This window comes from Thermostichus sp. OS-CIW-33 (assembly GCF_054059615.1).
In genome coordinates this window covers 1-13,958 of sequence record NZ_JBSSCH010000007.1, presented here as the reverse complement: position 1 = coordinate 13,958, position 13,958 = coordinate 1, and the positions used below count along the sequence as shown (strand labels likewise).

General features: G+C 59.0%; 14 protein-coding genes. 7 read left to right on the top strand and 7 right to left on the bottom strand.

Annotated features, from left to right (window positions below; genetic code table 11):
* The first annotated feature begins 96 nt into the window (after positions 1 to 96).
* The 3 genes from ACVWZG_RS06785 to ACVWZG_RS06775 all read left to right on the top strand — a co-directional run bounded on the left by ACVWZG_RS06785 (position 97) and on the right by ACVWZG_RS06775 (position 3,512).
* On the top strand, positions 97 to 891 hold the full coding sequence (locus ACVWZG_RS06785) for a photosystem II manganese-stabilizing polypeptide (protein ID WP_457394739.1): 795 nt from the start codon (positions 97 to 99) through the stop codon (positions 889 to 891).
* A 367-nt stretch (positions 892 to 1,258) separates the two neighbouring features.
* On the top strand, positions 1,259 to 2,443 hold the full coding sequence (locus ACVWZG_RS06780; RefSeq protein ID WP_457394741.1) for an NAD(P)/FAD-dependent oxidoreductase: 1,185 nt from the start codon (positions 1,259 to 1,261) through the stop codon (positions 2,441 to 2,443).
* Positions 2,444 to 2,540: 97 nt separating this feature from the next.
* On the top strand, positions 2,541 to 3,512 hold the full coding sequence (locus ACVWZG_RS06775) for a GDP-L-fucose synthase family protein (protein ID WP_457394744.1): 972 nt from the start codon (positions 2,541 to 2,543) through the stop codon (positions 3,510 to 3,512).
* Here the strand turns inward: ACVWZG_RS06775 and ACVWZG_RS06770 are convergent.
* The 3 genes from ACVWZG_RS06770 to ACVWZG_RS06760 form a co-directional block, all read right to left on the bottom strand.
* Complete coding sequence (locus ACVWZG_RS06770) at positions 3,509 to 4,246, bottom strand: DevA family ABC transporter ATP-binding protein (RefSeq protein WP_011433168.1); 738 nt, start codon at positions 4,244 to 4,246, stop codon at positions 3,509 to 3,511. The genes ACVWZG_RS06775 and ACVWZG_RS06770 overlap by 4 nt on opposite strands.
* Positions 4,247 to 4,471: 225 nt before the next feature.
* On the bottom strand, positions 4,472 to 5,656 hold the full coding sequence (devC, locus tag ACVWZG_RS06765) for an ABC transporter permease DevC (protein WP_414427300.1): 1,185 nt from the start codon (positions 5,654 to 5,656) through the stop codon (positions 4,472 to 4,474).
* 9 nt (positions 5,657 to 5,665) lie between these two features.
* On the bottom strand, positions 5,666 to 6,817 hold the full coding sequence (locus ACVWZG_RS06760; RefSeq protein WP_414329074.1) for an ABC exporter membrane fusion protein: 1,152 nt from the start codon (positions 6,815 to 6,817) through the stop codon (positions 5,666 to 5,668).
* Between the two features lie 294 nt (positions 6,818 to 7,111).
* Between ACVWZG_RS06760 and murC the strand changes: the two genes are divergently transcribed.
* From murC to ACVWZG_RS06745, 3 genes are all read left to right on the top strand, one after another.
* Complete coding sequence (gene murC / locus ACVWZG_RS06755) at positions 7,112 to 8,587, top strand: UDP-N-acetylmuramate--L-alanine ligase (protein ID WP_457407284.1); 1,476 nt, start codon at positions 7,112 to 7,114, stop codon at positions 8,585 to 8,587.
* Between the two features lie 61 nt (positions 8,588 to 8,648).
* On the top strand, positions 8,649 to 9,635 hold the full coding sequence (gene murB, locus ACVWZG_RS06750; protein WP_457407282.1) for a UDP-N-acetylmuramate dehydrogenase: 987 nt from the start codon (positions 8,649 to 8,651) through the stop codon (positions 9,633 to 9,635).
* A gap of 104 nt (positions 9,636 to 9,739) precedes the next feature.
* Positions 9,740 to 10,006, top strand: coding sequence for a hypothetical protein (locus ACVWZG_RS06745; protein ID WP_041436475.1), 267 nt, complete (start codon positions 9,740 to 9,742; stop codon positions 10,004 to 10,006).
* A gap of 49 nt (positions 10,007 to 10,055) precedes the next feature.
* Here ACVWZG_RS06745 and ACVWZG_RS06740 read toward each other — a convergent pair whose 3' ends face one another.
* Complete coding sequence (locus tag ACVWZG_RS06740) at positions 10,056 to 10,706, bottom strand: cadmium resistance transporter (RefSeq protein ID WP_457407279.1); 651 nt, start codon at positions 10,704 to 10,706, stop codon at positions 10,056 to 10,058.
* Positions 10,707 to 10,710: 4 nt separating this feature from the next.
* A complete protein-coding gene (locus tag ACVWZG_RS06735; RefSeq protein WP_414375130.1) occupies positions 10,711 to 11,028 on the bottom strand; it encodes a hypothetical protein in 318 nt (105 codons plus the stop codon).
* A gap of 97 nt (positions 11,029 to 11,125) precedes the next feature.
* Here ACVWZG_RS06735 and ACVWZG_RS06730 point away from each other — a divergent pair, with 97 nt between their 5' ends.
* Positions 11,126 to 11,935, top strand: a complete 810-nt coding sequence (locus tag ACVWZG_RS06730; RefSeq protein ID WP_457407276.1) for a DUF3598 family protein — start codon at positions 11,126 to 11,128, stop codon at positions 11,933 to 11,935.
* On the opposite strand, the gene ACVWZG_RS06725 is transcribed toward ACVWZG_RS06730, so the two are convergent.
* Together ACVWZG_RS06725 and ACVWZG_RS06720 are read right to left on the bottom strand one after the other, a co-directional pair.
* Positions 11,901 to 12,707: an alpha/beta hydrolase gene (locus tag ACVWZG_RS06725; protein ID WP_457407274.1), complete on the bottom strand. Its 807-nt coding sequence runs from the start codon at positions 12,705 to 12,707 to the stop codon at positions 11,901 to 11,903. The genes ACVWZG_RS06730 and ACVWZG_RS06725 overlap by 35 nt on opposite strands.
* Before the next feature lie 42 nt (positions 12,708 to 12,749).
* Positions 12,750 to 13,523: a ZIP family metal transporter gene (locus ACVWZG_RS06720; protein ID WP_457407272.1), complete on the bottom strand. Its 774-nt coding sequence runs from the start codon at positions 13,521 to 13,523 to the stop codon at positions 12,750 to 12,752.
* Positions 13,524 to 13,958 lie beyond the last annotated feature (435 nt).

Here is a 13,958-nt window from a genome sequence, read left to right as displayed (position 1 = left end):
TCCTCTGAGGGGGATCACGATTGCGTACAATGGGGGCATTCGGGCTTATTTCCCCCAGCAGCGTTCAGATTCAAAAAAGGTTTTTCGAGGTTGATTATGCGGTACCGTCCACTGCTCGCCATCCTGTTGGCGCTTTGTTTGAGCGTCTTTGCTGTTCCGGCTAAGGCTGCCAAGGCGCCGCTGACCTATGACCAGATCCGCAACACCGGCAAGGCCGCCATTTGCCCTTCGGTCTCGGACAATGCCCGGGGCCGTATCGAAGTGCCTAGGGGGGGATCCCTGAAGCTGACGGATGTCTGCTTCCAGCCGGTGCAAATTGAGGTGGAAGAGGAAAAGCGGAACGGCGAGAAAGAGTTCATCAAGGCCAAAAACATCATGATCTCAGCGGCCACTCTGGGGCCGATTAAAGCTGAGGTGACTCCCAAAGACGGTGCGCTGGAGCTCAAAGTGGTGGATGGGATCACCTCTCAGCCGACCACCGGCCAAATGCCCCGCCGCGAGCTGGTGCCGTTTCTGTTTAGCGTGAAAGACTTGGTCGCCACTGCCCAGGGCTCCGCTATTGACCCTTCGACCGATTTTGAAGGGGAGTTCTTGGTGCCCGGCTATCACAGCAGCACCTTCCTCGACCCGCGCGGGCGGGGATCCAACACCGGCTACGACACTGCGGTAGGTCTACAGGCTGCCAAAGATGATTTTGCCACCAACCGCAAGGTGGACGAGGTTTCCCAGGGGAAAATGTCCCTGCGGATTGCTCGCGTGGATGCCAGCACTGGCGAAATGGCGGGATCCTTTGTTAGCATTCAGCCTTCCAGCACCGAGCAAGGGGCGATGGAACCCCACACTGTTCGCATTCAAGGCCTGTTTTACGCCCGCCTGGCGGGAGAGTCTTGAAAGCGCCTGAGGGCAGAGAATAACCCGCCTCAAACCAGGATGGGCAGGGATCCCGGAGATCTCCGCCCGTTTCTGTTGGCTATGTTCTCTGTCCAGGTTGGCCCCTTTTGCCTGTTGGGGAAGTGTGCAGCGATAAAGTCTGGGCCAGATGCCGCCACAGGTTCATTTGCAGATGGCCGATGCCACTAACCTGCCTTTTATGTTGACTCTGGACCCAAGGGGACTCTCAATCTGGACTCAAGGAAGCCCTTTGTGAGTTCCGCTTCAGCCAGTACCGCCACCAGTGCGGATCCGAGTTCTGCTGCGCTCGCTACCCCAAACTGAGCCTCTTTGCCGCAAGATGAGGTTCAGGGCAAAGAGGGAAGTGATGGCCAACTACGACTGGATTCTGATCGGCGGTGGGATTACCGGGGCAGCCCTAAGCTATGAACTGGCCCGCCAGGGGGGATCCGTTCTGCTGATGGAGAAAGATGGAGTGCTGAACGGAGCAACCCGCTACAGCTACGGGGGCTTGGCCCATTGGGCGGGCAAAACGCCGCTGCTCAAAGCTCTGGGGGAAGAAGGGATCCAACGCTACCGCACCCTGTCAGAAGAGCTGGAGGCAGATATTCAATTTCGCGAGCTGGATCTGCTCATGCCCATTGCCCCCGGCTACGATGCAGAGGCCGTTGAGGCGGATCTGGCCGACTGTCGCATCCCACCCCGGCGGATTTCGGTGGCGGCAGCCTGCGAGCTGGAGCCGCTGCTGGATCCGGCCGCTCTGGAAGTAGTCCTCTGGGCTCGGCATGGCCACATCAACCCCTTGTTGACGGCGCTGGCCTTTCAAAAAGCCTTTCAACGATTGGGGGGATCCCTCTTGATCGCAACAGCAACGGCCCTGCGGCGGCAGGGAGCGCGCATCACGGGCGTAGAGTCCGGAGCCGACTGCTACGGAGCAGGCCAGGTGGTGGTGTGCGCCGGCGGCTGGACACGGGCTCTGTTGCGCCAAGCGGGAATCCGGGTGCCCATCTACTACACCCATGCCGAATCCCTGGAGCTGGAGCCCTCGGATTTGCAATTGAAAGCGTTGGTGATGAGCGTGCCCGTGCAACGCTTGGAACTGGAACGACAAGCCGCCCATCCCGATCGGGATCCCCTTTGGGACGAGCCAGGGCACGAGCTTTGCCCGCCGATTCTGGATGCCGGGATCCTGCAATTTGTAGATGGCAGCATTCGCATGGGCCAGATCAGCCGGGTATTGACGGATCCCCATGCCGAGGTGGATGCAGCCGCCAGCGAAGCCCAGATCCGGGCACAAGCCGGTCGCTACCTGCCCAAGTTGGCCCACCTGCCTGGACGGTGGTATCACTGCTTGGTGGCCTTCAGCGCTGATCACCAGCCTCTGGTGGGATCCCTGCCCGGCTGGGAAGGCTTACAACTGTTTTCCGGCTTCAGCAATCCCCTGCCCATCCTGCCCGCTTTGGCCCGTCGCTTCGCCCAACAAGCCTATGGACAAGCGGATGAATGGATCCCTGCTCTGTCGCCGGCGCGGTTTGCCCAGGTTTGGAGTTGATGCCTTGCCTATTCTCGATGACCATCGCCAACAAGTCTGGAATACGGCTATCCCGTCTGCAGCATAATGAAAGCCGGAAGTTCTCTGCGTCGGATCTATGCCCAACAGCTTGCCCAGCTCCGTCGATCTCAGCCAGAAGCGCATTTTGCTCACAGGGGGCAGCGGCTTTTTGGGCAAACATGTGCTGCAACAGTTGCAGGTGCTGGGGGTAAAGCCGGAGCAGGTGCGCATCCCGCGCTCCCGCACCCAGGATCTGCGCCGTTGGGAAGTCTGCCAAGAGGTGGTGCAAGGGCAAGATATCGTCATCCATTTGGCCGCCCACGTGGGTGGCATCGGCCTCAACCAAGCCAAGCCGGCAGAACTCTTCTACGACAACCTCATCATGGGATCCCAGCTCATCCACGCCGCCTACCTGGCCGGGGTGGAGAAGTTTGTCTGCGTGGGCACCATCTGCGCCTATCCCAAGTTCACCCCCGTTCCCTTCAAGGAAGAGGATCTCTGGAACGGCTACCCAGAGGAGACCAACGCCCCCTACGGCATCGCCAAGAAAGCCCTGCTGGTGCAGCTGCAGGCCTACCGGCAGCAGTACGGCTTCAACGGCATCTACCTCCTGCCGGTGAACCTCTACGGCCCCATGGACAACTTCGACCCCGAAAGCTCCCACGTCATCCCAGCCTTGATCCGCAAAGTGCACGAAGCGCAGCAACGGGGCCAAAACTACGTCGAAGTGTGGGGGGATGGCAGCCCCACCCGCGAGTTTTTCTACGCTGAAGATGCGGCCCGCGGCATTGTCATGGCCACCCAGCTTTACGACGGGGCGGATCCCTTGAACCTGGGCACCGGTGAAGAGATCTCCATCCGGGATCTGATTGCCCTCATCTGCGAGCTGATGGAGTTCCGGGGAGAGATCCGCTGGCAAACGGACAAGCCCAATGGCCAACCCCGCCGCTGTCTGGATGTCTCCAAGGCCCGAGAGAGGATGGGTTTTGTGGCCAAAGTCGGCTTGCGGGAAGGGCTGCAGCGCACCATCGACTGGTACCGCTGCCACGCCTGTGCTGGGCAAAGCTAGGCAACGGCTTGGCTCTCCAGCCGGCCATCTTCCATGTGCAGCACCCGATCTGCAATGTCCAGGATGCGGTTGTCGTGGGTCACCATCAGGATGGTGCAACCCTGCTCCCGCGCCAACTTCTCCATCAGGGTCACCACCTCGCGGCCCGACTTACTATCTAGGGCTGCCGTGGGCTCGTCCGCCAGCACCAGCTTGGGATGGCTAACCAAGGCGCGGGCAATGGCCACCCGCTGCTTTTGTCCGCCGGAAAGCTGTTCCGGGTAGTAGTGGACGCGATCCCCCAGGCCCACCGCCGCCAGCATTGCTTCCGCTCGCTGCTGGGCTTCCTGAGGAGAGAGGCCGTTGTGCAGCTCCAGGGCCATGCGCACGTTTTGGGCTGCCGTCAGGGATCGCAGCAGGTTATGGGCTTGGAAAATGTACCCGACCTGGCGGCGGATTTGAATGAGAGTGCTCGGCTGAGCTCCCCGCAGCTCCTGTCCCAACACCCGCAAGCTGCCCTCCTGCACCGAGCGCAAGGCCCCCAGCAGCGTCAGCAGGGTGGTTTTGCCGGAGCCGGAAGGGCCAGTCAGCAGCACGATCTCCCCTGGCTGCAGGGCAAAGCTAATGTCGAAGAGAATCTGCTTGCGCAGGGATCCCTCGCCGAAATAGTGGTTTACACCTTCGGCTTTCACCACTGGCTCAACGGCATTCTGGGCAGAAGCAAGGGCAGCTTGATCGAGAAGAGGAGTCAGCATAGGAAACTCAAAATCTCAAAACTTTGCGTTGACAACTCATTGACCACTTAGGCCGTCATTTGGAGCGTTGAGATGAGACCATTTAGAAACCTTTGGCCGGAGAGCGTTGATGAGGATCCCAGAAGTTTTTAGACAGCCTAGCTCAAACCCTTCACCATCCATCCGATCCCCTTTGGCAGACTATTGACTTACCAACGCCCCGGCGCCCTGCCCACAGCCAAAACTCTAGAAAATGTCGGCAGGATCGGCTGCCCGCAGCCGTCGCACGGCAATCGCTCCTGAGATGAAACACATGCTCACCGCTAGCCCCAGCACCAGCATCGCCCGGTTGAAGGTCATGGCAATAGGCAGCAACGTGGCATTGGCCGTCAAATCGTAGAGCAAAACCGACAGGGCAAAGGCAGGAATGTACCCCAAGCCGGCCAGCAGGAGCGCCTCCTGAAATACCACCCCCAGCAGGTAGGTATCGGTATAGCCCATGGCTTTGAGAGTGGCATATTCCGCCAGGTGATCCGACACATCGGTGTAGAGAATTTGATAGACAATCACAATGCCGACAATAAAGCCCATGCCCACCCCCAGGCCGAAAATAAAGCCGATGGCTGTGCCCTCTTCCCAGTAGGTTTGCTCCATATCGATAAACTCCGCCCGTGAGAGCACCCGCACATCTTCCGGCAGCAAAGCCCGCATCTGCCGCACCAAGGGATCCGGATCCACACCCGGCTGGAGTTGCACCACGCCGATATCCACTAGGCCGCGCCCCCGCTGCGGAAAAATGCGCAGGAAATTGAGATCGCTGGTGAGAATGGTGCCGTCGGCTCCAAAGGTGGCCCCCATCTCAAACAGGCCCCCCACCTGGACGCGGCGGTTTCCCACCTCAGTAACCACCTCTCGCCCGGACTCAAACCACTCTGGGATGGGGCCAAACTCGCTGCGGGAGCGGCGGTCAAAAAGCACCACGTCCGCCTTTTTGATCTCTTCCAGCTTGTCCGGCGTCAGTTCCGGCAAGTCCAACAGGTCAGCCGAGGGATCCACTCCTACCACAAAAATGCTGCGGGTACGGCGGGTCTCTGGGTTTTTCCAGAGGGCAAAGCCCACATAGACAGGCGAGATGGCCCGCACCCCCTCAAAGCCCAAAGCCTGATAGAGTCGCCGCTGGGAGAAGGTGTTCATGGCAATCAGGGCGTTGGACTGAGGGCTGACCAGGAAGATCTCTCCCTTCAGGGCCACGTGGAAGCGGATGGCACTTTCCAGCAGGCTGTCTTGGAAGCCCAACTGCATGAACATCAAGATGCAAGCAAAGGCAATGCCCGCCAGGGCCACCAGCAGGCGGATCTTCTCCCGCGTCAACTGCAGCCAGGCCAACGGGATCCGATGGGCGATAAAAGCCACACTGAACAGGCTGTACATGGGCTGAGCCTACCCCTCGACATCGATGGCCACATTCACCTGCAGGTTGGTCAGGCCAGCCACGCGGGCGCTGCTCTCCGGATCCAGGCGGATATACACCTCTACCACACGGGCATCCACATCGGCAGCTGGGTCGGTGTTGAGCACATCTTTCTTGCCAATCTGCAGGCCTACCCGCTCCACTCGGCCCTGCAGGGTTTCTGGCAGAGCGCGGTTGCTAATGGTGGCCTGCTGGCCTGGCCGAACCCGCAAGATGTCTGTTTCGTAGACCTCGGCCACCACCATCATTTGGTCAGTGTTGCCCAGCTCGAGAATGCCCTCGCCGGCGGGGATGACCTCTCCAGGGCGGGTGTGGATCTTGAGCACCTGTCCAGCACGGGGAGCGCGGATGAGGGTGCGCTCTAGGCGAGCTTCTGCCAGTTCCAGATTGCGGGCCAGGGATCCCAGTTGGACTTGGGCTTGGGCCAGACTCAGTCCCGCCTCGGCAGCTTGGACTTGGGCTTGGGCATTGAGCAGATCCCGCTCACGGGCCAGGCGCAGTTGGCTCAGGGTGGCCTCGGCAGCCCGCAGATCCTCCTGTCGTTGCCGCACCAGCAGCCGGCGTTGATCCAGCTCTTGTTGCGAGATTGCTCCTTCCTGCCAAAGCTCCTGAAAGCGAGCCAGATTGGCCTCAGCATCGGCCAGCTCTGCCCGGATACGCTCCACCACCGCTTCCTGGGAGCGGATTTGCATCTGTTGCGGCTCGTCCAGACGGCTGAGGCGGGTGCGTGCCTCTTGGATTTGGGCCTGACTGAAACGGGTCTCGGCCTGCAACCGGGCGCGGGCTTCTTGAAGTTGGGCGGCAGCGTACTCTCGCTCCGCCAACCGCTCGGCGTAGCTTTCCAAGCGGGCCAGCACTTGGCCTGCCACCACGCGATCCCCCTCGGCCACCAGCAGCTCTCCCAGCCGTTCTCCGGGGGAACCGGCAATGCGCAGCACTTCCCCCTCCGGCTCCAGGCGACCCAAAGCACCAACTTGCGGAGGCAGCCGCATTTCCACCGTTGCCTCTGCACTTCCCGATACCGACTGTGTGGCTCCCTGTTGGCTCAATCCCAGCCATGCCAGACCGGCACAACCAAGTAGCCCGACTCCTGCCAGCGACCAAAGCGCTCGTGGGTTCATGGCCTTTTACCCGCTGTGGCTTTGCAGACGACAAACGCCGCCTCTTTTTCTTAAATAAGTGTAAAGTTTTTGGGATGAAAATGTCCAGCTGTATTCTGTGTTGCTTGTGCTCACCGTATTTTCACCCCCTGTGGGTTCCCCAAGGTGCCGGCAGATCACGGCAACCGGTGGGGCGCAGCCTACCTAGCTCTGGGGATTCCTGATATGATGTGGCCTGTTCGAACCTGTTTGTAGTCAGCAGAACGCAGTCCTTTTTTTGGAGTGTGGCGGTTTTAGGAGTGGGGTGGAGTTGCGATGGTGGAAACAGTTGGAGGAAGGGATCCCATCCCGCCGTTGCCGGTTCCGTCTCAGCCTCTGCCCCTGCATTTGGATCCCCTAGATCCCTTGCTTTCCACCTATCACTTTGTGGGCATTGGTGGAGTGGGGATGTCGGCCCTGGCCTATATCCTGGCTAAACAAGGGTTTCGCGTTTCCGGATCCGACATTGTCGCCAATGGCCGTACCCGCCGCCTGGAAGCTTTGGGGGTGCGCTTCTTTCAGGGCCACAGCTTGGAGGGGTTGGTCGGGGATCCCCAGGTGGTCTATTCCAGCGCCATTCGCCCCACCAATCCAGAATTGGCTGCTGCCCTGGGCAAGGGATTGACGGTTTGGCACCGGGCAGACTTGTTGGCGGCTCTGTTTAACCGTCGCTCTGGCATTGGGGTGGCCGGCACTCACGGCAAAACCACCACCAGCAGCATGATCGGCTATGTGTTGCTCTCGGCGGGCTGGGATCCCACCTTGATTATCGGCGGGGAAGTGGATGCCTGGGATGGCAATGCCCGTCTGGGTAAGGGGGAGTATTGGGTGGCCGAGGTGGATGAGTCGGATGGATCCCTGGTGCGGCTCTATCCCAAGATTGGGGTGATCACCAACATTGAGCTGGATCACCCCGATCACTACGCCGATTTGGGGCAGGTGATCCGGGCTTTTCAACAGTATGGGCAGCAAAGCCAAACCCTGGTGGCCTGTCTGGACTGTCCCAACGTGGCGGCTCACCTGAGGGTGGATGTGGGCTACAGCCTGACCGGTCATCCCCAAGCCCAGTACCAAGCTCGCCAAATCCTCTACACTGCCAGTTTCACCTGCGCCGAGATTTGGGAAAGGGGATCCCTCCTCGGACAGCTTCGCCTACAGGTGTTGGGATCCCACAACCTCAGCAATGCCCTGGCGGCGGTTGCCGTTGGGCGACAGTTGGGCTTGGAGTTTGCGGTGATTGCCTCGGCTCTGGCCGAGTTTCGAGGGGTGCAGCGGCGATTTGAAGTCAAAGGCGAGGTGGAAGAAGTCACCTTTATCGACGACTATGCCCATCATCCCAGCGAGATTCGAGCCACCCTGCAGGCAGCACGGCTACAGCAGCGGCGGGTGGTGGCGGTATTTCAGCCCCATCGCCACAGCCGCTTGGCTGCCCTGTTCCAAGATTTTGCCCGCTGCTTTGGGGAGGCGGACGTGGTGGTGATCGTGCCTACGTATGGAGCGGGAGAGCCGGCGCCTGAGGGTTCCGACAGCTTGCGCTTGGCCGTGGCGGTGGCGGAGCACCATCCCCATGTGCGCTATGTGTCGTCTTTGCCGCAATTGCCGGAGGTGTTGCCGTCCGTCCTGCAGCCTGGAGATCTCGCCGTTTTTTTGGGCGCAGGGGACCTAAATCAGCAGATAATCGCTACGATGCGGGCATATGCGGCTCAGGTGAGGGAACAGCCTGGGCAAGCCAAAAATCCAAACTTCAGCTGAAAAGGAAAGCCAAAAATCCAAACTTCAGCTGAAAAGATAGCTGCTTCTGAGGTATTGAATCATGACGACGGCTCCGGTGGTGCCTCAGCGGGACGGTTCCTGTGAGTCTGAGGCGGCAAGTCTTACCGCTGAAGACAGGCTTCTCCCCCGCGGGCCGGCGGCTCTGCTATCTGGACGAATTCAATCGGGGATCCCGTTGGCTCCTCTGACCACCTTTCGCGTGGGCGGCAAAGCGGAGTGGTATTGTGAGCCCCGTAGCCATCTGGAGCTGCAGCAGTGTTTGGCTTGGGCGCGAGCAGAAGGGATCCCCACGACGCTGTTAGGGGCAGGTAGCAATCTGCTCATCAGCGATGCGGGGTTGAAGGGGCTGGTGATCGGTACCCGCCGTCTGCGCGGGATGCAACTGTTGGCGGGGGGGAGAATGTGGGCCGCTGCCGGAGAGCCTTTGGTCAATCTGGCGCGGGCAGCCGCCAAGCAAGGCTGGAGCGGTTTGGAGTGGGCCATCGGGATCCCGGGCACCCTGGGGGGAGCCGTGGTGATGAATGCGGGTGCCCACGGACGCGCCATGGCGGATGTGCTGGTGGAAGTGCAGATTTTGGACGAGGAACAAGAGCCCTGCCGCCTAGAACCTGCCGATCTGCAATTTGGCTATCGCCGCTCTCGCCTACAGGACTCCCCCTGGACGGTGACAGGAGCGACGCTGCAGTTGATCCCAAGCAGGGATCCGGCCCAAGTGCAATGGGAGACCCAGCGCTACCTCAACCAACGCCTGAGCTCTCAACCCTACCATTTGCCCAGTTGTGGCAGCGTCTTTCGCAACCCAGAGTCTCACCCTGCCGGCTGGCTAATCGAGCAGGTCGGCTTGAAGGGGTACCGCATCGGTGGGGCCCAAATTTCAGAGCGCCATGCCAACTTCATCCTCAATTGCCATCAGGCGAGTGCCAAGGACATTTACCGCTTGATTCGCTTGGCCCAGGAAAAGGTCTATCAACAATGGTCGGTGCTTTTGGAGCCGGAAGTGCGCATTCTGGGATCCTTTGAGGATTAGAGGAGCATTGGGCAGACAATTTGGACTGTTTTCTTTTGGTGATTTTGATGATTCTGCTCTTAAACTGTTCTTACCGCCTTTTGTAGATGTTCGCCTATCGGCTTATGAGTCAAGATGTAGCCACTTTACGTCGTTTAATTCGACGGCTCAATCAGTCCCACACCACTGCGGAAGAACGCCGCTATTTGGTGGAGATCGGCAGCCTGGCTGCTTTGCTCACCCCAGAAGAGGCTGCCGCTTTGGCCCAAGATCCCAAGCAACTCACCGCCGAGCAGCACTATCGCATTTGGGACTGGGTGCATCGCTGGGAACGGGAGCACCGCCACGAAGATCTGGACTGGGATCCCTCTCTAGACCGACACAACGACTAGAACTCGAAAGAATCCCGTCCCGCTATCACGAACAAATCCCGGCCAGAGTCTAAGACAAAAGCCATCTCCAAGTCTCATTTTTGAACAGGATCCACACCCCCAAGCCCATGAGAATCCAGGGCACCCAGCGCTCTCCCCGCTCGGCCAAAACCTTGGCTACTTCAGGTTGCATTGTCAGTTTTTGAGCCACTGCAAACCACAATCCCTTCATCAGAAAAAAGATCGTGGGAAAAAGGGCCAACTGAGGAGGGGTGCTGCCGGCAAACAGAGGAACGTACAGGCTGACATTATCTCCACCATTGGCAAAGGTGAGGAGCATGGACATCAGGGCTGGTGGGGGCAAAAAAACTGACCAAGCCTTTTGGGTTGGGCGCTCTTGCAGTTCTTCCAGCTCTTCTTCCAGGGCTTCTTCCAGCTCAGGTTGCCACAATTTCCAACCGCCTACCGCAATCGGGATCAACCCCAGCAGCCCAATCGCAGGTGGCGGCAACAGCAGGCCCCCCAGGTATCCCAGAGAGCTGAGCAGGATCAACCCTGCCAAGCCCAAGTAGCCTCCCAGCCAAATGTGCCAGCCCTTCCACAGGGGTTGCAGCTGCGCCTGGGCAAACAACAGAACCAGCAAGAAAAAGTCGTCGATATGGGTGGCAACAAAAGCGAGGATCCCTTCGACTAAAGTTGCCCAGAAAATTGCCAGCGGCATAGGGTTAAGAAATGGGGAAGATGGCGCTGATATCGACGAGGTGAAACTGAAGCAGCCCAACAATTGCCGAAGTATAGGCGGTAGAAGAAGCCAGCCCAATCAAGAGATCGCGTTTCATATTGCGGGGTTTCTCGCCTTTCTCGACGACGTCCGTAGCGCCAAACTGCATCATGAGAATGCCTATCAAGTTGGAGAGCCAGTACCCCACGAGGGTTCCGCCCAAAAACCACTGTGGCTGCCACAGGCTACAAAGGTAGCCAAACCCATAGGCAATCGGCAGGTTGAAAAACAAGTCATTCCACCAGGAAAGGGGAGACAGCATAAACCCTAAAATCAGTAAAATGCCACCTCGGAGCTTCTTCCCCATAGGTCTTGCTCTCCAGCGTTACGTCCTCACAATCTTAGCTTCACATTGCTTCATGAAAACCCAAAAACAATGTCTGGCTCTCCACCTGGGAGTGTGGCACGGCCTCTTCTCCAACTATCGACCCACCGCCGGCGGCTGGGAGCTGGGGGGCCAAAAGCGCAGCCTCATCACCTTTGAGGCCTTGGCTCCATCCTCTTCTTCAGGAAGTCCGGCGGCAGGGAGCGCGATCCGCCAAACCAACGCCTACTACCCCCTACAGGGATCCCCCACTCCCGAAAGCTCCCAGAGCTGGGTCTACCAGGATTTCTCGCCGGGATTGCGCTTTTTCCCCGATGGATCTTTTTCCAATGGGCGGCTGCAGCTGGCGCCGTTTAGTGATTTTGCCGTCGAGCAGGGCTTTCTCTGGGGGGATCGCAAGGCGCGGCTGGTGCAACAGTGGGATGCCCAAGGTCGTCTGGTAGAGGTAACCGCGATCCTGGAGCGGCGCGGCCAAGCTTTGGATCCCGTTGCAGACTGTGCACCCCTGAGCAGAGAGCGACTGAGGGCCTGTCTACAGGGGAGATGGCGGGGGATCGCCCAGAGCTTTACGGTTGCTGAGGGCCGGTTTGCCGAAACCGAGGTGGACTGCTCGGGGGCAGAGTGGTTGAGCAACTGGGATCCCTTGCCTGGGGGGCTGTGGATTGGCGGGCCGGATCCCTTGCCCATCCCCACTGCCCAGCGGGATCGCAGCTTTTCGGTGAGCCTGAGCTGGTTTCCGCAGCCGGAAGACTGCCACTGTCTCTTGCGTTTGAGCCGAGACTACGATGCCCGCGGTGCTTGGCAAGGGGTTACGCTGATCCGGGCGCAGAGGGATCCCGTTTGAGAAAGGCGCAAACCTGGGCAAACACCGTTTCCCGCTCGCAGTCCAAAGTGAGGATGTGGTCGGAGTGCTCCAGCCAATGCAAGATCTTCTCCTCGGATCCCAGCTCTTGATAGAGCCACGCTGCCTGTTCAGGATCCACTACTGTATCTTGGCGAGATTGCAGGATCAGAGTGGGAACCCGGATGCCGGCCACCTCTCCCTTGACCCGCTCGATCAGCTCCAGAGCGCTGCGCACCGCCGACAGATTAAAGCTGCGGAAATAGGCTACCTTTTCCGCCAAAGCGCGGACATCCCCGTCCCGAATGGGCAGATGGAAGCGGGGGACATCCTCCAACAACCACCCCAGGCTGTTCAGGTACTGCTCTGGGCGAAAAAGATAGTACCAGCGGTGGCGAATGGCGAAAAATGGCGCCAGCAGCACCAATTTATGGATGGGATGGGCAAAAGCCAGGTGCAAAGCCAGCAGACAGCCGGTGGAAAAGCCCACCAAGGAAACGCGCGGGTACTCCTGCCGCAAAGCCAGGTAATGCTCCAAAGCCCGCCCGTACCACTCCGTCCAGCGGGAAGGGGGCATGTGGGCAGACCGGCGGTCGTGTAAGCGATGCGGAGCACTGTCATGGCCGGGATAGTTAAATCCCTGCACCGTCAGGCCAGCCGCCAACAGCCGCTCTGCCAGCCACTGCAGCTCGTAGATGCCACCTCCCAACCCGTGCAGCAGCAGACAGGCGTGTTCCCCTGCTCCTCGCCACAAAAAGGGTTCGTTACTCAACATAAAAAAATAAAACTCCGTTCCACTTCGCGACGGGATCCCTTGCTAGCCCAAGGTGATATCCAGCAACATCATCACCACAAACCCACTGATGACCCCAAAGGTGCCCTCCCGCTCCAACCCCTGCCGGTGCGACTCAGGGATGATCTCATCTGAGATGACAAACAACATCGCCCCTGCCGCAAAAGCCATGCCCCAGGGCAACAAGGGCTGCGCCAGAGAGACCACCGTTGCTCCCAGGATGCCGCCGATGGGCTCCACCAGCCCGGTCACCAGGGCAATGCCAAAAGCGAACAGCCGCGAGTACCCCTGGCCCACCAGTGACAAAGCCACCACCAGCCCTTCTGGCATGTTCTGCAAGCCGATCCCCAACGCCAACGCCAACCCATCGCCGACTTGGCCGGTAGCGAAACCCACTCCCACCGCCAGTCCTTCCGGGAAATTGTGCAGGGCGATGGCAATGATAAAAAGCCAAATCCGTTTCAAATGGGCGCGGTTCTCCCCTTCCACCCCTTTGAAAAAGTGCTCGTGGGGAAAAAAGCGGTGGGCACTCTCCAGGAAGATCGCCCCCAACAACAGGCCTGCCACCATCACCACAGCCGCCCCAAATGGGGAATACCCCAGCGCCATGGCTGCCTCGGTGCCCGGCACCAGCAGGGAAAAAGAGGTGGCCGCCAACATCACCCCACCCCCAAACCCCAGCAGGATCCCTTGCGCCCTTTCCGAGAGCGAGGGGAGAAACAGAGCGGGCAAGGCCCCTAACCCGGTTGCCAACCCGGCGATCAAGCTGGCCAGGGATCCCATCGCGATTGGATGCACAAGCCCCTCTCCACAAAGGCCGAATGCTTCTCAATTCTCCTCCCTTTCCAACGTTGTGTGAACATTGCTGGCTCGAGCGGCATAGGCGAGGTTCTGAAAGTTGGCTTGGAGCGCCAGATTTTGTGCTTACAAGCAAGGTACCTAAGAGCAAGTCTGAAGGAGCTATTCCCCAGTTGGAGCTTGCCATCTGAGGCAAGGTTTATTCCCAACAGTGGTAGATTGCGTGGGCGCAGAAGCATCCTAAGCAGCAATTTGACCAGGCTATGCTATACTCTAGGTCGTGTTGATCTTATGTTAGGATAGAGAGAATAATTTATAGAGGAAAGAGGATGAAGTTGGTTTTTTTTAGATGAAAACAAATGGCAGAAGATATTGGCTTTTTTACAGACAGAAGAGAGAGTTAACATTGGGAAAGAAGCAAACTGCAAACAGTTT

Coding starts and splice junctions, on each gene's coding strand:
- murC (WP_457407284.1), top strand. CDS start 7,112: ATGGTGGAAACAGTTGGAGGAAGGGATCCCATCCCGCCGTTGCCGGTT.
- ACVWZG_RS06780 (WP_457394741.1), top strand. CDS start 1,259: ATGGCCAACTACGACTGGATTCTGATCGGCGGTGGGATTACCGGGGCA.
- ACVWZG_RS06735 (WP_414375130.1), bottom strand. CDS start 11,028: ATGCTGTCTCCCCTTTCCTGGTGGAATGACTTGTTTTTCAACCTGCCG.
- ACVWZG_RS06730 (WP_457407276.1), top strand. CDS start 11,126: ATGAAAACCCAAAAACAATGTCTGGCTCTCCACCTGGGAGTGTGGCAC.
- ACVWZG_RS06745 (WP_041436475.1), top strand. CDS start 9,740: ATGAGTCAAGATGTAGCCACTTTACGTCGTTTAATTCGACGGCTCAAT.
- ACVWZG_RS06775 (WP_457394744.1), top strand. CDS start 2,541: ATGCCCAACAGCTTGCCCAGCTCCGTCGATCTCAGCCAGAAGCGCATT.
- ACVWZG_RS06760 (WP_414329074.1), bottom strand. CDS start 6,817: ATGAACCCACGAGCGCTTTGGTCGCTGGCAGGAGTCGGGCTACTTGGT.
- ACVWZG_RS06725 (WP_457407274.1), bottom strand. CDS start 12,707: ATGTTGAGTAACGAACCCTTTTTGTGGCGAGGAGCAGGGGAACACGCC.
- ACVWZG_RS06785 (WP_457394739.1), top strand. CDS start 97: ATGCGGTACCGTCCACTGCTCGCCATCCTGTTGGCGCTTTGTTTGAGC.
- ACVWZG_RS06770 (WP_011433168.1), bottom strand. CDS start 4,246: ATGCTGACTCCTCTTCTCGATCAAGCTGCCCTTGCTTCTGCCCAGAAT.
- devC (WP_414427300.1), bottom strand. CDS start 5,656: ATGTACAGCCTGTTCAGTGTGGCTTTTATCGCCCATCGGATCCCGTTG.
- murB (WP_457407282.1), top strand. CDS start 8,649: ATGACGACGGCTCCGGTGGTGCCTCAGCGGGACGGTTCCTGTGAGTCT.
- ACVWZG_RS06740 (WP_457407279.1), bottom strand. CDS start 10,706: ATGCCGCTGGCAATTTTCTGGGCAACTTTAGTCGAAGGGATCCTCGCT.